Source organism: Micromonospora lupini (assembly GCF_026342015.1).
Classification (GTDB): Bacteria; Actinomycetota; Actinomycetes; order Mycobacteriales; family Micromonosporaceae; genus Micromonospora; species Micromonospora lupini_B.
The window spans coordinates 469,894-486,141 of sequence record NZ_JAPENL010000001.1 but is presented as its reverse complement, the minus strand read 5'-3'; the positions used below and the strand labels follow the sequence as shown (position 1 = coordinate 486,141).

The window sequence follows — 16,248 nt, the reverse complement described above, 5'->3', positions numbered from 1 at the left end:
CGGGAACACTGCGTCAGGCGGTGGTCAGTCCTCGGGTCGCCAGCTCGCTGAGCGACGCGTCGCGGTCACCGCCGAGGGCCGCCCGAACCACGGCCGGTTTGCGCAGCTCGAACACCTCGACGAGGATCGTCGGCGTTTCGGACCGGCGGCGAATCCCGTCGACCTCCTGCCGGTCAGGGTTGAACGGCAACGTCCGCCACTGGTTCGCGGTCTCCTGCCAGCCGGACGAGATCGCGGCCATTCCGCAGTTCGCCCACCTGCGGCTCTCGTCGCGCACGGTGATCTGCCGGTCGCCGGTCCGTCCCGTGCTCGCCACCGCCGCGTTGAGCTTCGCCAGGTCGTCGCCGCCGACAGCCTCGCCACGTTGCCGTTGGCTGTCGTCGGTGGCATGGGCCATGTCGTTGCGCGCGAAGCTGGTCGCGGCGGTGACGGCTTCGGCCCAGGTACGGAAGCTCTGGTGGGGCAGCAGCATGCTCGCCGACCAGTTCACCAACGCCCCGACCACCTCTCCCGTGAGGTCGCCGGGCAGGAGCGGCTTGATCCGGGTCAGGATGTCGTCGCACGCCTTCTCGTCGGTCTCCAGGTTGGGGATCTGACCGTTCGGTGGGTAGGTGTCCCGATCCTCCGCGATGATCAGCATCCGAAACCTCCACTGTCCGCTGTGTACGACCGCCCCACGGCGAGCCGATTCCAGATTGGACCGTCCGTGAGGCAACGAGCACAGAAAGTCAGACTTCCGTCCCGGGGCCTGCCGTGTCGGCCGGATGAGATTGAGAAAGTTAAGGTCTGACTCTTGGAACTTCAAGAATCTTAAGCTACAAATTTAGGTATGACAGAACAGGCGATGGACTGGCAGGAACTCACCAGCCTGACGCGGGGGCAGCCGTTCGTCGTCGAGCGGGTGCGCCTGGCCGGCAACGGCGTCGCGATCGAGGGCGAGTTCGAGCTACCGCAACTGGCTCAACTCAACGTCGAGGACCAGGTCTTCGTCACGGCGTTCGTACGCTGCCACGGTTCGATCAAAGAGATGGAACGCATCTTCGGGGTGAGCTACCCGACGATCAAGTCACGACTCAACCGGATCACGCAGATGCTCGACTTCGTCGAGACCGACCCGGCGCCGTCGCGGACCGACGTCATCGACCGGTTGCGCCGCGGTGAGATCACCGCCCAGCAGGCGCTGGCCGAGTTGGAAGGCCGGCCGTGATGCCGCAGCTGGTGACCGTCACTGTCAACCGCCCGGACCGCCGACCCGTCCGCTTCTGGGTTCCGGTGCTCCCGGTGGCGCTCCTGCTCTTTCCGGTCGTGGTCCTGGTCGTGCTCGCGGCGATCGTGGCCTGCCTGGTGTTCCGCATCGGTGCGGTGCGGGCGCTCGGCGCCGGTTGGCGCGTCATCGCCGCGCTGCCCGGCGCCCGTTTCGACATCGAGCAGGGCCGCACGGCCGTGCTCGTGGCCATCCGATAGGAGAGGTTCGAATGACCGAACAACGCAAGGACATCCTCGACATGCTTGCCGCCGGCAAGATCACCGCGGAGGAGGCGGAGCAGCTCATCGCCGCGCTCGAACGGGATCAGGCGCCGGCGGCGGCAGGTCTCGACGCCCGGCCGAAGGGCAAGGTGAAGTACCTGCGGGTGGTGGTGGACGCCACCGACAACGGCGAGCCGTCGCGGGTCAACGTGCGGGTGCCACTGCAACTGCTGCGGGCCGGCGTACGGCTGGCGGCGCTGGTCCCGCCGCAGGCGCTTGTCAAGGCCAACGCGTCACTCAGCGACTCGGGCGTGCCGATCGACCTGACGCAGCTCAAGCCCGAGCAGTTGGAGGCGCTCGTGGAGCACCTCGACGACGTGACAGTGGAGGTGGACTCCCCCGATGCCACAGTGCGGGTCTTCTGCGAGTAGGCGCCCGTCCAGTGGGACGGGCCCCTCGAGAGGGTGCGGGAACACCCTCCCGAGGTCTGCGTCCGCCGCAGCAGAGCACAGGTGAACTGCCAACCTGAAGTTTAGCCACTCAGCAGCAGACCAGCGGAGGGACCACTCACGGGCGTGGTCCCTCCGCTCGTCAGCCCTTGGCCTGGCTGCGGCGGGTCCGCCGACGGGGGGTGTCGTCGCCGCCGGCGAGCCGGGTGAAGGTGAGCATGTTCGCCAGCGCCACGGCGATGATCGCGAGGCCGACCTGGATGGCGAGCACCACCCAGTCCCAGCGCAGCACCCACACCCGCACGTTGGCGCCGTCGTCGATGTCGAGCGCCCTGGCGACCACGGTGCCCAGCACCGCCGAGCCGACGCCGATGACGAACGTCGCGAAGAGACCGATCCGCTGCCTCCCCGGCAGGATGAGTCGGCCGAGCAGGCCGACGAGAGCACCGATGAGCACCGCGCCGAGATAACCGGTTACCAGCATTGCCGTCTCTCCCCTCCAGCAGTGCCGAGGTACATGCCCGGATCTCACGTTCCCGGAAACCCCGCCCGGCCGGCACCGAGCCCCGGGGTCACCGGTCCTTGCGCAGCAGGGCTGTCACGGCCTCTCCGTCGGCCGCACCGAAGGTGCCGTCGGTGGGATGTCCCAGCGCGGCGCCGAGGGCGCGTACGTGCAGGTCGACCACCGCCTCCACCAGGTCCGCCAGCACGGACACCGCGCCCCGGCCCTGTCGCCAGCCCGCCACGGCCAGGCCGAGGCCGACGACCGCCGCTGGCCACCACAGCAGGCCGAGCGCCAGATAGAGCAACCCCCAGCCCACCCGTCGGGCGGCGGCGGCGAAGTCGGCCTGCGCGACGGCGAGCGGGGCCCGGGTCTCCTCGGGCAGCAGCAACCACAGTCGGGGCCAGGCGGCGGCCAGGTCCAGGCCGTAGCAGGCCCGCACCCGTACGGCCGTGGCGAGCATGCGGTCCCCGATCCACGTCGGCCGCTCCGGCTCGGTCACCGCGATCCGGTCGCAGGCGCGGGCGAGCGCCTGGGTGTCCGGCAGCGCTCCGGTGGCGTCTGCGGACCGCAACAGGCGTGCCTTGTCCCGCAGGGCGTTCTCGTAGTGGTCCATGGCGGCGTTCCACAGGCGTCGCCGCCGGCGGCTCAGGGCCTCGCCGGCCCGGCCCCAGTCCTGCGTCCACAGGGCCACGACCAGTCGTTCCAGGCTCTGGGCGGCCAGCGCGGCGACGACGCTGCCCAGCACGACGCCGAGGACGATCAGCAGCGCGGACCCGGTGCTGCGCGACGGTGGCCCGAGGGCGAGCCGGTCCACCTCCTGCCGCAGCAGCCGCAGGTCCCACCAGTGGGCGTGGCCGAGGCGCACCGCCGCGGCTGCCATCGCCACGAACACCAGACCGGGCAGCGCCAGGCCGGAGAGCCACCGCTCGGCCAGCTTGCCGCCGAGCGAGGCGATGACCGCGTTCACCTGTCCATCCGGAAGGTCGGCAGCGGGCAGTCCCACACGGCGCAGCGCGGCGGCGGGCCGGCGTCCGGCCGGGGGATCTCGACCCGGTCGCACAGGTCACCTGGGCACACCCGCACGACTTCCGGACGGCGGCCGTGGATGCCGGCCAGCGGCAGGTAGCGGTCGCCCCGGACGATCGTGTCGCCGCCGACCAGCCCGCCGAGGCGCATCAACTCGGTCACCTCGGCGAGCACCGCGTCCACACCCTCATCGGACAGCGACAGGTCCCGCAGCCGCGCCAGGGCCTGGGCCGGTTCCGGGCCGAGCAGGTCGCCCACCTGCGCGATGTCGGCGCAGACCCGCGCCAGCCGGGTGGCCCGGTCGTCGTCGAGCTGCCTGTCCGGCGCCGATTGACTCATCGACTGATTATCTCCCGTCGATGTGGCGTACGGCTGGCAGGCTGGGGGGCAACCGCGACGGGGAGGTGCGCCTGTGGGTCGCTCTGCGAGGGACGCCGTGGACCACTGGCGTCGGGCCGCGGCCGGACGGCCGCGCGGCGACGGGCGGTGGGCCGAGGCCCAGGTGGAGCTGGGAGCCGCGCTGCTCGACAGGTACCACGCGGACCAGGGGCGGCAGGACCTGATCGAGGCCACCGTCGTGCTGGAGGCCGCGATCCGCACGATGGCGGACTCCTTTCTGGCGCAGGAGTTGGGTACGCCGCACGGCGTGCGCGCGCTTGCCACGTACACCGATGTGCTGCTGACCCGAGCCCGGATCGAGAGTGAACCGCAGCTCCTGGACATCGCCGAGCAGTATCTGCGGTTCGCCGAGGACGCCTCGGCCGACCTGGGCAACAGCGCGGTGCTGATGCTGAAGACCTGCCAGGTCCATCGGGTGCGGCACGACTTCGACGGCTCGGTCGACACGCTCTACCGGCTCACGGCCATCGCTAACATGGCCGAGCAGTGGATCGGCGCGGAGCATCTGCCCGCGTTGCGGGGCATTCACGCGGAGGCGCTGTTGCGCGCCCACCAGCTCACCGGTGTGGAGGACTACGTCGACGAGGCGTTGGAGCTGGTGTCCTCGGTGGACGCCACCGGGCCCAACCAGGACCAGATCGTTCTGCTGCGAGCCCGGTGCCTGCTGGCCAGGGCGTCCGGGACCACCCACACGGCCGATGTCGAACGGGCCGTCGCGGTGCTGCGGGAGCACAGCCCGCAGAGCGTCGACGCACGTTTCCTGGCCGGGCAGACGCTGCTCACGCTTGTCGACCGCACCGGCCGCGCCGAGCTGCTCGGCCAGGCCTGGGAGGAGTTCGCCGCCGCGCTGCACACTGTCGGAGAGCGGCATCCGCAGCACCGGACGGCGCTCGCCAGCCTCTCCACGGTCGGCATGAAGACGCACCAGTTGACGGGTGACATCTCGGCCCTGGAGACGGCGATCGGTCTGCTGCGCCGGGCGCTCGCGTTGTCCGTACGCGGGGAGCCCAACCACGCGTTGTACCTGGACCAGTTGGGCTACAGCCTCCGGCTGCTCTACGACGCCACCGGGGAGCTCGCCTATCTCCAGGAGTCGCTCGTCCTGCTGCGCCAGGCGCTGGACGCCCTGCCCGCACGTCATCCGCACCGCGCCGAGACCGGGTTGTCCATCGCCCAGGCGTTGCGGGCGACCTACCTGCGTACCGGTGCGAAGGCGCTGCTCACCGAGGCCGCCGAGCGGGCGCGCGTCGCCGGCCGCGTCGACTCCGGGGCCGTGCCGGTCCGGATCCAGGCGTTCGACAAGGCGGCCTACACGCTTACCGCGCTGGGCCGGTGGGAGGAGGCGACGGATGCCTTCGACGAGGCCATCACGTTGCTGCCCCGGCTGGCGTCGCGGGGGCGTACACGACACGACCAGTACGCCGACCTCGGCTCGACGGCCGGGGTGGCGGCGACCGCCGCCTCCTGCGCGATCGGTGCCGGGCAGCCGGAACGGGCCCTGGAGCTGCTGGAACGGGGCCGGGGCCTGCTGCTGCACCAGCGGTTGACGGCCGACGGCGAGTGGGCGGCGCTGCAACGCGTCGACGGGCGTCTGGCGGCCGACTTCCAGCGGATGCGCCGGGACTTCGAAGCGCCCGCCCCCGAAACGTCGCGGCCCACGACCTTCGGCCGGGACCGGGAGACCGAGTGGAACGTGCTGCTGGCGACGATCCGGGAGCTGCCCGGCCTGGGTGACTTCCTGCTCGCGCCCAGCGCCCGGCAACTGCTCGACCAGGTCGACGGCACTGTGGTCGTGCCGATCGCGAGCGAGTTGCGCTGCGACGCGCTCCTCCTGCGGGGGCACCGCGTGACGGTGCTGCCGCTGCCGGATCTGTCGCTCACCGACGCGGTGACGCAGCTACGGCTGCTCCAGGAGGCCACCACCACGGCGTACGACCCGGCGGCGGACGCAGGGAGTCGGCTGCGCGCCCAGTCGGCGCTCGGCGGCGTACTCGAATGGTTGTGGTCTGCCCTGGTCGGGCCGGTGCTGGACCAGATCGACGCGCCCGAGGCGGCCGGCGAGCTGCCGCGCGTCTGGTGGTGCCCGGTCGGTCCGCTGGCGTTCTTTCCCCTGCACGCCGCGCAGGCCGGCGCCGGCCGGTCGGCGCTCGACCGGGTGGTCTCCTCCTACACCCCGACGGTGACCGCGCTCGCCCGCAAACGCACCGGGCCGCGCCAGTCCCGGCCCGACGCCCGGTCCTGCGTCGTGGCGATGCGCGCCACCCCAGGCGGCCCGGGGGCGCTGCCCAGCGCCGAACGCGAGGCCGCGTCGGCGGCGCGGGCGCTGCCCGGAGCGTGGATCGGGCTGGACGCGGCGGCCACCCGGGAGCAGATCCTGGACCGGTTGGCCGACTCGGCGTACGCGCACTTCGCGTGCCACGCGGTGGCCGATCCGCACGACCCGGCGCAGGGCCGGTTGCTCGTGCACGACCACCGGGAGAGCCCACTCACCGTGGCCGACGTGTCCCGGCTCGATCTGGACGCGGAGTTCGCCTTCCTGTCGGCCTGCGCGACAGCCCAGGCCCCGCCGACCCTCGTCGACGAGGCGCTGCACATCACCGGCGCCTTCCAGCTCGCCGGGTTCCGGCATGTCATCGGCACCCTGTGGGAGGTCGACGACGCGGTCTCCCTCGCCCTGACCACCGCGTTCTACGCGCACGGCGACGCGACCGGGTCGGCGGCGTACGCCCTGCACTCGGCCGTGCGGGGGCTGCGGGACCGCTACCCGCTGACGCCGACGCTGTGGGCGGCGCACATCCACACCGGCGGCTGACAGGTGTCAGCGGGTGCGCCGGACCAGCGCCCGTGCCCTCTCCGTGTCGGGATGACCCGGGCCGTGCACGCGTTCGCACCCGGCCAGCGCGGCGCGCGCCTCCGCACCCGCCCGCCTGTCACCCGCCTCGACGAGCAGTTGGGCGAAGAGCGTCCGCATCTCCAGGGTTCCGGGATGGTCGACGCCTCGGCCCCGTTCGCTGTCCGGAAGCGTGTCGGCAAGCAACCGGATCGCCTCGGCCCGCCGGTCCACCCCAGCGAGGGCTCTGGCGAGGGAGTGCCGGGCATGCAGGCGTACACCGTCGGTGTTGCTCAGAGCGCGACCGGCGTCGTCGGCGAGCGCCCGGGCGGCCTCGACCGCCTCGGCCGCGCGGCCGTTGTCGAGCAGGACGACAAGCAGGTTGCTGCGGGCCTGGAGCGTCACCGGGCTGGTGGGGCCAGCCGTCCGCGTCAGCCGCTGGACCACGTCCCGCATGCCCCGCTCGGCCTGCTGGCTGCGCCCCTGCAGGTGCTGAAGCCCGGCCAGCTTCATCTGGCAGGCCAGGGTGTCCGCGTTGTCGCGGCCGAGCGTCCGCGCCATGCCGTCGGCGACCTCGCGCAGCAGCGGTTCGGCCTCGTCCATCCGACGCAGCTCGATCAGCAACCAGCCCAGGTTGTTGCCGCTGCGCAACGTCTCGGCGTCGGCGTCGCCGAGCACCCGACGCCGCACCTCGTAGACGTCTCGTTGCACCCGTTCGGCCTCGGCGTGGGCGCCGCGCTGCCAGAGCGCGAAGGCCAGGCTGTGCTTGCTGCGCAGGGTGTCCGGATGCTCCGGCCCGAGCGCCGAGCTGCGCAACCCGACGACCTCCTGATAGATGGCCACGGCCTCGGCGACGTCGTTGGTGCGCATCAGCTCCTGCGCGTAACGGGTCCCGGCCTCCAACGTCCGCGGGTCGGCCACGCCGTACTGCTCGTGGTAGGCGTGGTACTGCAGCCCGAAGGCGGTCGGACCGCCGATCGTGGTGGTGCTCGACCGACCGCCCCCGCTGACGGTGATCTCGACGACCGGGCCCGATGGGGGCTTGGACTCGCGCGGTGGCTCGTCGTCGCGTTTACGGCCGCGGTTGAACCATCTGCCCACTGCGCACACCTCCCACGGTGTCGACGACCTCACGACCCGTCACGGAGAGCAGACTATCGACCCTGGCTGATTCCGTCGCCGCAGCGGCTGTCGCCCGGTCGACGGCCAGCGACGATCGATCCGGCCAAACCGGCGTCGTGCACAACGGCTCCGACCCAGAATGTGGAGTGGCCGCCGTGCGGAGCGCGCCCGCTTGGGACGGGTCAGACCGGTACGGCAGACCCAGGAATCCCGAGGCGGGACTTTCCGCGCAGTCAGATCAATCGGCCGCAGGCACCAACGGTCCGACCACGCCAGCGTCAGCCACTGACGCGGTGCTCATCAGATGCTCATCGGTCTGCGGCAAGGTCGTGAGGAACGCCTGCCGACGTCCGGCAGGTGCGCCGTTCTGGCACCAGTCGGCTACCACTCACGAGGAGTACAGCACGTGGACCTGCAGCTCAGCGGAAAGACCGCATTCATCAGCGGATCCAGTCAAGGCATCGGTTACGCGACCGCGAAGGCCCTGGCCGGTGAGGGTGTCAACGTGGTCCTCAACGGCCGCGACCCGGCAAAGCTGGCCGAGGCTGTCGACGTGTTGCGTCGGGAGGCCCCCGGCGTGTCCGTCACTGGCATCCAAGCCGACTTCTCGGTTGTCGATGACGTCGACAGGCTGTGCGACGAACTGCCAAGCGTTGACATTCTCATCAACAACGTCGGGCTCTTCGAGCTCAAGCCCTTCGACCTCATTTCCGACGAGGAGTGGCGGCGCTACTTCGAGGTGAACGTGCTCAGCGGGGTGCGGCTCGCGCGGCACCTCATGCCGGCAATGCTCGATCGAGGGTGGGGCCGGATCGTGTTCGTGAGCAGCGAGTCGGGCGTCAACATTCCCGCCGACATGATCCACTACGGCACGTCCAAGACGGCGATGCTCGCAGTGGGCAACGGCCTGGCGAAGCTGACGAAGGGCACTGCGGTGACCGTCAACTCGGTGCTGGGCGGCCCCACGTATTCCACCGGCGTCGCCGAAACGGTCAGGTCGCTGGCCGATGCCCAGTCCCTCCTCGAGGACGACCTGAAAGTGGCGATCATCGGCGCCAACCAGACCTCCCTCCTGGGGCGCTTCATCGAACCGAGCGAGATCGCAAACACCGTGACCTTCCTCGCCAGTCCGGCCGCGTCCGCGATCAACGGATCGGCGGTACGCGTCGATGGAGGTGTGCTGACGACGATTCTGTGAGTCCGCGGCGGGATTGACCCCGCCGAGGCCTGTACCGGTGGTTGCGGAGCAGCCGGCCAGTCAGCGGGTGAGGCCGACCAGCGTGGCCAGTCGCGCCACGCCGGCCGGCGCCGGCTGCGCACGGGCGACGTCGGCGATGACGGTACGCGCCAGAGGCCGGCACCGAACCTCGGCCGGCGCGACGCTGTCCGCGTCCACGAGGGCGCGGGCGGCACCGCGCAGGTCACCCACCTGGAGGTACGCCCGAGCGACGTCCACCAGGTACGCACCTCGATACTCGGCCGGCAATCGCCGCCACGCCTCCCGCCGCACCACAGTCGAGTGCCTGTGCAGCGCCTCGACAGCGTCACCCCGCTGCGCGGCCACCAACACACGCGCCAGCTCGACGACGATCGGCCCGAAGCTGGTGCGGTGCGGATCGTCGTACCCCCTCAGGCTGGCAGCGACACCTGCGGCCCGGTCGACCAGCTCGCCGGCACGGCGGTGCTCCCCGCACCCGGCGGCGGCAAGCGCGGCCTGCACCAGCAACGTCCCACCCACGGCCCACTCCCCCGCCGCCCCCTCACCCCGGTGATCATGAGGTTGACGGGCGATTTGATCTCCACTCAGCCCGCCAACCTCATGATCACCGCGGTGGAGTGGGGGCGGGAGGACGCGGTTGGCCGTCGTTTGGGCTGCCGTTAGGGCCAGGTGGGGGCGGTTGGCGGCGCGGAGCGCTTGGGCCACCGCGATGGTTGCTGTTGCTGCGAGGAGCCGGTTGTCGGCGGCGGTGGTTATCGCGCGGTCGGCGGCCAGCCAGGCGAGGTCGGGCTCGCCGAGCTTGACCAGCAGCGACGAGGTGATCCGGTACGCCTGCACCAGCAGCTCCGCCGACCGCGCACCCTGGGCGGCGTCGAGCAGACCCGGCAACACCCGCACCAACTGCCCGTAGTGCGCGTGCTGATAGGTCAACCAGGCGTGCCCGACCTGCCTTCTTACTTCTTCCGTTGGCTGGGCCGGAGCCTGTGGGAGGTCGTAGCGGGCGAGCGCGGCCCGGATGTCGTCCATCCCGTCCGGCGTGCCCGCCGGGGTGCTGCGCGGCTGGCCGAGCAGCACCTCCGGATCGACCCGCAGGACGTGGGCCAGTTCCTGGATCACCGAGTACCGGTCCAGGGTGCGGGCGCCCCGCTCGATCTTGTCGACCCAGCTCTTCGACCTGCGCACCCGGTCGGCGAGCATCTGCTGGGTCATCTGCCGCCGTACCCGCCAGCTCGCCACCCGGCGGCCGATCGGGAGGTCATCGCTGGTCACGCTTCCACCGCCGGTCCGGGACCGCGCGGGTCGTGTCGTCTACGGGTACGCGCTCCGCCTCGGCCTGCGCCAGGAGGCGCTGCTTGGCAGCCTCCCGCTCAGCGGTCTCCGACTGCTCGCCTTTGCTCGGGGACTCGTCACCTTGCATGCCCACCTCCGTCAACCCGGGGCGCGACGATCAGCTCGCCATCACCCACGACTCCTGCGATCAGCGAAGCGGGCGGCCAGTCGACGGACCAGATGGCAAGCGATGCGCTCAGTTGCGCTGCTCAGGACGTGGGTTGCGCAGGGTTGCGCGGGTCCCCATCGGACCGCAGCAGCCCATAGGGTCGTAACTATTAGTAGTTGGCTGATGCCTGGAGGCGGAACCATGGCGCGACCGGTGACGAACTCGGCGTTCGAAGGACTACTACTTGCCGCCGGCTACGGCAACGCTCACGCCGCCTTTGCTCGCCAGCTCAATCACGCCGGCCGCCACGAGGGCTCCTGGCGCTACGACGCTGCCAGCGTCTACTGGTGGCTGCGCGGTCGCCGGCCTGGCGAGCACACACAGGCCGCGATGGCCGAAACACTTGCCCGCAAGCTCGGTCGTCCAGTCGCCGCCACGGAGCTGGGGTTCGGCGCGGCCGACAGCATAGGAACGTGTGTCTACCCCGCGTCTGTCGATGGTGCGATCGATACCGCCGAGCAGATCTGGAAGAGGTTGGCCAAGCAGCTCAACCAACAGGCCAGCGGGGTGTTCGATAGCGGCAAGGCGCTAGAGGCGGCGCTCGGATGGCGGTATGACTTACCCGACGAGGCGGTCAGGCGGAACGGCCGGCAACAGGTCACCTCGACCGATGTTCAGTCGCTGTACGCGCTGGCGGACCACTTCACCGATCTCGACCGGCGTCACGGCAGCGGCTCTCCGCACACCCGTGTGATCATGGCCGACTTCCTCTTACGTCAGGTCGCGCCCATGCTGCGGGGTACCTACACGGATGCCGTGGGGCGCGATCTTATGCGAGCGGCGGCGACGCTCTCCGGGCAACTCGCCTTCATGTCGTACGACGCGGGCGAGCATGCCGTGGCGCAGCATCATGTGACCCTCGGACTGCGGCTCACCAAGGCCGCTGACGACCGCCTCTACGGCGCTCACCTTCTAGCCAACCTTGCCACCCAGGCGGTGTTCCTGGGCCACGGTCGGGAGGCGACCAGGCTCGTCGAAGCAGCCATCGACGGTGCCGGCCGTGCACCCGCCGCTGTCCTCGCGCGGCTGCACGCCACCGCCGCGACCGCCTACGGACAGTCAGGCGAGCGACGTGCCTGCCAGCTCGCTTTAACTAAGGCTGAGCGTGCTCTCGACCGGACGAGCGAAGATCCGGGGCCGCGCTGGGTGGGCTACTTCAGCCCTGCCCACCTAGCCGGAGCCGCACTGAGGTGCCTGGGCGACCTGCATCTGTACACGCAGGCCCTTCGACACGCGCCCGAGGCGCTGAACCTGAGCAGACAAAACACCCGGACGCGCGCCCTACACACCGCCCTCATCGCTATGACTCATGCCCGTGCTGGGGAAACCGACGCCGCCTGCAATTGGGCCTTGAAGCTGGGGCAGCACGCTGTGGGCATCCAGTCGGCGCGCGTTCAACAGCGCGCCCGCGAACTCGCTAACACGCTCAGCTCGCAGCAAGCATCACCACAGGTCAACGAAGTGCTACGCAGCCTCCCGCCTACGTCAGCAGCCAGGTAGCGCGGTAGCACAGGTAAATATTTCCGCTAGCGTCAACGAGGTGACCTGGACGCAGCCCGCCACCTGGTACGCCAACCTGGCTTCCTTCTACGCTGCCGCCGCGGCCTTCATCACCGACCCGAGCGGCAACGTGCTGCTCGTCAAGCCCACGTACCGCGACCATTGGGCCTTCCCGGGTGGCTACGTGGATGACGGTGAATACCCCCAGGATGCATGCGGCCGCGAGATCCGCGAGGAGTTAGGGATCGACGTAGTAGTGGGCGATCTCCTCGTCGTGGACTGGGCGCCGCCTGCTGGGGAGCGCCCAAGAGCAATCATCAGCTTTATGTTCGACTGCGGTATCATCACGAATAGCGGCGACTTCCAGCTATCCGAGAAAGAAATCGAGGAAGCCACTTTCTTTTCCTTAGAAGCGGCTGTGAAACGATTGCCCGACAATGTCTCTCCCAGAGTTCACCTAGCACACCAAGCGCGACGTCAATACAAGCCTATATACCTCGCTGGCGGTTGCCCCACCCCGCCACTCTCCGGCGGCCCGATAGATTGCGGGAAGGGCCTCCAATAGCGGAGCATAATCGGGTTTCCATAACGTGTGGAGAACAAGGATTTAGTCGAAGGCCGCGACCCTTCCAGCTCGGCAGGACCGTTTACCCGGATTCGCATCACCCCTGCATCTCATCCGACCAACCGAACTGTCGCTTACATGACATTCAGGCTGCCCCCGGATGGCCCAAGCACTAATATCGACCGATGAACGTCTTAAGCCAGATAATCCCAGGAATACGTGAGGCGCGCACACCGCTCGCAATTGGATCTATTTGGTCAATCGCCGCATGGGTCGGCTGCTCGCTCGCGCCCAAAGAGGTCTGGCAACAAGAAATCTTCTCAACAGCAGCGGACCAAATCAGCAAGGTGCCCCCAGAGGCGCTCATTGGCATAGCCGCACTACTTATTTACCTTGTTGGCGTGTTCTTGCAGTCGATGGGCGAGGCGATTTCGCGATTTTCTATACCTCTGATTTTTGCAGGGGTAGGAATTGTCATAACTCTCGTATTGGCCTCAGCGATATTCAGGCTTGCAGTTGTCTTGTTACCGACTGGCGTCGTGACATTGTTAGCGGTTGCCGCCTTGCGCCATCACCGGCTCCGTTCTGGCACCTACTGGGCCACTGTTGAGGACACACTGTCGAGCGCATGGTCGAATTTACTCGTCTACGTGGAAGAGCACTGGATCCGTTATCGAACAGCCCGCGCTACGAGCGATTCGCTTTTCAATGAGCTGTGCGCCGAATCTCTCGAAGATTACTATGTATCAAATCCCAGCTTCCTCGAAGATCGAGTTAACGAACTGACCCACTCTTCATTGCATCAAGCCGCGCTCGGAGCCAGCCTAACCCTCGAAGAAGCCCACGCAGAAGGAATGCAGGACGAGGAGTTGCCGTCGAGAGTGAAGACGCTGGCAGATTTACGGCTGCACCTTCAAGACGTCGAGAAGTATGACGAAAGCGTACGGAAGGCACTAATCAAAAAGCTGAAACGAGAAAGACAAGCAAGGGCCGGACTCTCCCAGGTTCTTGAGCTGAACTCGTACCACGACTGGCTACGGCGGAGGCTGAACCGAGCCGATCACGACCTACGATCGAAGGCCGAGCTCTATATGGAATACGACAGAATTCGCGCTGAAGGAGAGTTCAGGAAAGGAATATCACTTCCCCTTGGAGCTCTCGCGGCCATCCTTTGCTACAAATGGCACCTTACATTTAACGCGTCCGGTCCCAAGATATTGCTATGGGGACTACTGGCGAGTGCGATCGTCGTCTGGCTCGTAGTCCACGCAGCAGGGGCATCGCAGGCCGACAAGGCCACTCGGCTACTCTACGCGGCGGTCCGAGATAGGACGGTGGCAATGACTCAAGAAACCCCCTTCGGAGAACCGATCTTCGTATTTCAACCGCTGCCCAATATCAAGCGAACAGAGACAGTCAAGTCCGCCGCGAGCAACAGGCTGCGGAGGCTACTTCGGCAGCCCCTTCAACGTATATTTCCGGAATTGGCCGAGGGGGCAGTTTCCCCCACAAAGCCATCGAATGGGCCACCCAATTCATGAATGCCTTGCCGTCCCTTGCGACACCGGACTTGCGACGTACTGCAGAGAAAATACTCGCTTCGCGCCTGTAGAACGCAAGTAGCGGTGCCATCAGACCTCGGCAAGAATCTGCAAATGCCTTAGAGCGTGTTTGAGAAGGGATGAACCGCCCTCCCGGATCCTGGGTCCGGGCGCAGGCGCGTGCACCCATGCTGAACCGGGCCGCCGCATAGACTTCTGGCGACAGAGAGTTGAGGCTATGGCTGAGGTTGAGGGCGTCAGCCCGGTGGAGCACTTCGTGCTTCACGAGTCCGACGGCCACTGCCAGCTATGGGAGTTGGCGGCGGCGTGGACGGACAACGGACCCGATGAGGACCGGCGGACTGCGATGCCACTCCTGCGTGATGCGGTCGTGGGCTTGAGCCTGCGTAGTATGATCGATGTTTACGATCTTGTCCGGTGGCCCGGCGATTCGGATGACGCCGTGCCGATCCCAGCCCGCGAGGTGGCTGCGACGATCGCCAACGTCCAGCACTGGCTCTGGCGTGGTGAGTCAACGAGTCTAATCACGGTGTCCTTGGCGGACGCGGGCATCCCATACTTGTGACGCGGCCCTTCATGAGCGTTTGAGAAGTCCTCATGTAGACGGTGTGGTGGCATGACTGGTGGTCCCGTCCCGGTCAGGGTGTCCGGGTGTCGTCACGCCGTGGGTACCCGTCCGATCTGACTGACGCCCAATGGGATTTGGTCAAGGGCCTGCTACCGGAGCCCAGCGGGGGCGGCCGACCGGAGAAGCACCAACGGCGGGAGATCGTCAACGCGATCTTGTACTTGCTGCGCTCGGGTTGCCCGTGGCGGTACCTGCCCGCGGATCTGCCGCCGTGGCAGACGGTGTACTGGTACTTCGTGCGGTGGGAGGAGGCCGGCGTCACGGAGAAGCTCCTCGCGGCGCTGCGGGTCAAGGCCCGGGTAGCGCAGGGACGTGAGCCTGATCCTTCGGCGGGGGTCCTCGACTCGCAGAGCGTCAAGGGCGCCGACACCGTGGGGAAGGGCTCGCGCGGCTACGACGCAGGCAAGAAGGTCAACGGCCGTAAACGGTTCATCGTCACCGATACCGCCGGCATGCTGATCACCGTTGCCGTCCTGGCCGCCTCGTGGCAGGACCGCGACGGCGGCAAGACCGCCCTGCTGGGCATGTATCTGACCAGTCCGGTCCGGCACGTTTTCGCTGATCAGGGCTTCGCGGGTCGGTTCGTGGACTGGGCCCGCGACACGCTCAGGACCACCGTTGAGATCGTGCGTAAGCCCGCTGGGCAGCGAGGCTTCGCCGTGCATCCGCGCCGTTGGGTGGTGGAGAGAACCCTGGCGTGGCTCACGGCTCATCGTCGGCTGGCCCGCGACTACGAACGTCACCCCGAGGTCTCCGAAGCAATCATCCGCTGGGCCGCAATCATCGGCATGCTGCGTCGGATCACCCGTGGCCAACCGGCCCAACGGCAACTCCGTCGCACCTTCACTTGGAACTGATCAACATCTCAAACACGCACTTAGAGCGGCCACGATCGCCGCCGTCTCCGTCGGCAGCTCGATCCGGTCCCGCATCACCGTGACGCCCTCCCCCGTAGCCAGCAACACCGCCGCGCCACCCCAGGCAGGCTGGCCCCCTGCCCCCTCCCAGCCAGGTTCGCGACAACCAACGTATCGCCCCGCCGCATCAGCAGGAACTTGGTCCCCGTGCTGCACAGAAACAGCGTTCAACCGAGGATCCGACAGGTCAGCCACCGACCGCCGCAACGCAATCAACCGGTGGTGGAACGCCCAGCATCGAAGCATGCTCGGGCTTGTCCGGCTCGGCCCAGTCCAGCCGCGACCGCACGAATGTCTGCGGGTCCTACGGATCGGGCACGTCACCCTCCGGCCACCCGTGCGAGGCGAACTCCCGTCGTCGTCCGGTCCGCACCGCAGAGGCCAACTCCGGCTGCGGGTGCGAGGTGAAGAACTGTCAAGGCGTAGAAGCCGCCCACTCCTCCCCCATGAACAACATCGGGCGTCAAGGGCGCGGTCAACAGCAACGTGGCTCCAACGCGGAGCAGCGACGGCGACAGCGAAGCCGAGATCCGGTCCCCAGTGGCCCGGTTCCCGATCTGG

At 68.2% G+C, this 16,248-nt stretch carries 16 protein-coding genes; 10 read left to right on the top strand and 6 right to left on the bottom strand.

From position 1 onward, the window contains the following. Positions 1 to 13 precede the first annotated feature (13 nt). Positions 14 to 640, bottom strand: coding sequence for a hypothetical protein (locus OOJ91_RS02175; RefSeq protein WP_266241807.1), 627 nt, complete (start codon positions 638 to 640; stop codon positions 14 to 16). Between the two features lie 189 nt (positions 641 to 829). Between OOJ91_RS02175 and OOJ91_RS02170 the strand changes: the two genes are divergently transcribed. Genes OOJ91_RS02170 through OOJ91_RS02160 form a run of 3 tightly spaced genes read left to right on the top strand, consistent with a single transcriptional unit; the run spans position 830 to position 1,898 of the window. Continuing rightward, entirely contained in the window at positions 830 to 1,207 is a 378-nt protein-coding gene (locus tag OOJ91_RS02170) for a DUF2089 domain-containing protein (protein ID WP_266241805.1), read from the top strand. Then, positions 1,207 to 1,464: a hypothetical protein gene (locus tag OOJ91_RS02165; RefSeq protein WP_266241803.1), complete on the top strand. Its 258-nt coding sequence runs from the start codon at positions 1,207 to 1,209 to the stop codon at positions 1,462 to 1,464. The genes OOJ91_RS02170 and OOJ91_RS02165 overlap by 1 nt, the downstream gene beginning before the upstream one ends. 11 nt (positions 1,465 to 1,475) lie before the next feature. Next, entirely contained in the window at positions 1,476 to 1,898 is a 423-nt protein-coding gene (locus OOJ91_RS02160) for an SHOCT-like domain-containing protein (RefSeq protein ID WP_007459636.1), read from the top strand. A 160-nt stretch (positions 1,899 to 2,058) separates the two neighbouring features. Here the strand turns inward: OOJ91_RS02160 and OOJ91_RS02155 are convergent, their stop codons facing one another. The 3 genes from OOJ91_RS02155 to OOJ91_RS02145 all read right to left on the bottom strand — a co-directional run bounded on the left by OOJ91_RS02155 (position 2,059) and on the right by OOJ91_RS02145 (position 3,786). Further along, positions 2,059 to 2,400, bottom strand: coding sequence for a GlsB/YeaQ/YmgE family stress response membrane protein (locus tag OOJ91_RS02155; RefSeq protein WP_266241800.1), 342 nt, complete (start codon positions 2,398 to 2,400; stop codon positions 2,059 to 2,061). Between the two features lie 88 nt (positions 2,401 to 2,488). Beyond that, positions 2,489 to 3,388: a hypothetical protein gene (locus OOJ91_RS02150; RefSeq protein WP_266241798.1), complete on the bottom strand. Its 900-nt coding sequence runs from the start codon at positions 3,386 to 3,388 to the stop codon at positions 2,489 to 2,491. Continuing rightward, positions 3,385 to 3,786: a hypothetical protein gene (locus OOJ91_RS02145; protein ID WP_266241796.1), complete on the bottom strand. Its 402-nt coding sequence runs from the start codon at positions 3,784 to 3,786 to the stop codon at positions 3,385 to 3,387. Before OOJ91_RS02145 ends, OOJ91_RS02150 begins: the two co-directional genes overlap by 4 nt. A gap of 73 nt (positions 3,787 to 3,859) precedes the next feature. Here OOJ91_RS02145 and OOJ91_RS02140 point away from each other — a divergent pair, with 73 nt between their 5' ends. Further along, on the top strand, positions 3,860 to 6,658 hold the full coding sequence (locus OOJ91_RS02140) for a CHAT domain-containing protein (RefSeq protein WP_266241794.1): 2,799 nt from the start codon (positions 3,860 to 3,862) through the stop codon (positions 6,656 to 6,658). Positions 6,659 to 6,664: 6 nt separating this feature from the next. Here OOJ91_RS02140 and OOJ91_RS02135 read toward each other — a convergent pair whose 3' ends face one another. Next, positions 6,665 to 7,777: a tetratricopeptide repeat protein gene (locus OOJ91_RS02135; RefSeq protein ID WP_266241792.1), complete on the bottom strand. Its 1,113-nt coding sequence runs from the start codon at positions 7,775 to 7,777 to the stop codon at positions 6,665 to 6,667. 427 nt (positions 7,778 to 8,204) lie between these two features. Here OOJ91_RS02135 and OOJ91_RS02130 point away from each other — a divergent pair, with 427 nt between their 5' ends. Continuing rightward, the gene (locus OOJ91_RS02130) at positions 8,205 to 8,996 is read left to right on the top strand and encodes an SDR family NAD(P)-dependent oxidoreductase (RefSeq protein ID WP_266241790.1); all 792 of its coding nucleotides are present in this window, start codon (positions 8,205 to 8,207) and stop codon (positions 8,994 to 8,996) included. Between the two features lie 60 nt (positions 8,997 to 9,056). Here OOJ91_RS02130 and OOJ91_RS02125 read toward each other — a convergent pair whose 3' ends face one another. Beyond that, positions 9,057 to 10,286, bottom strand: a complete 1,230-nt coding sequence (locus tag OOJ91_RS02125) for a helix-turn-helix domain-containing protein (protein WP_266241788.1) — start codon at positions 10,284 to 10,286, stop codon at positions 9,057 to 9,059. A gap of 370 nt (positions 10,287 to 10,656) precedes the next feature. On the opposite strand from OOJ91_RS02125, the gene OOJ91_RS02120 reads away from it, so the two are divergent. The 5 genes from OOJ91_RS02120 (at position 10,657) to OOJ91_RS02100 (ending at position 15,627) form a co-directional block, all read left to right on the top strand. Next, entirely contained in the window at positions 10,657 to 12,015 is a 1,359-nt protein-coding gene (locus OOJ91_RS02120) for a hypothetical protein (RefSeq protein WP_266241786.1), read from the top strand. Positions 12,016 to 12,055: 40 nt separating this feature from the next. After that, positions 12,056 to 12,580, top strand: coding sequence for an NUDIX domain-containing protein (locus OOJ91_RS02115; protein ID WP_266241784.1), 525 nt, complete (start codon positions 12,056 to 12,058; stop codon positions 12,578 to 12,580). Positions 12,581 to 12,765: 185 nt separating this feature from the next. Next, the gene (locus OOJ91_RS02110) at positions 12,766 to 14,121 is read left to right on the top strand and encodes a hypothetical protein (protein WP_266241782.1); all 1,356 of its coding nucleotides are present in this window, start codon (positions 12,766 to 12,768) and stop codon (positions 14,119 to 14,121) included. Between the two features lie 238 nt (positions 14,122 to 14,359). Continuing rightward, positions 14,360 to 14,707, top strand: coding sequence for a hypothetical protein (locus tag OOJ91_RS02105; RefSeq protein ID WP_266241779.1), 348 nt, complete (start codon positions 14,360 to 14,362; stop codon positions 14,705 to 14,707). Between the two features lie 86 nt (positions 14,708 to 14,793). Continuing rightward, on the top strand, positions 14,794 to 15,627 hold the full coding sequence (locus OOJ91_RS02100; RefSeq protein WP_266241777.1) for an IS5 family transposase: 834 nt from the start codon (positions 14,794 to 14,796) through the stop codon (positions 15,625 to 15,627). The last annotated feature ends 621 nt before the right edge of the window (positions 15,628 to 16,248 follow it).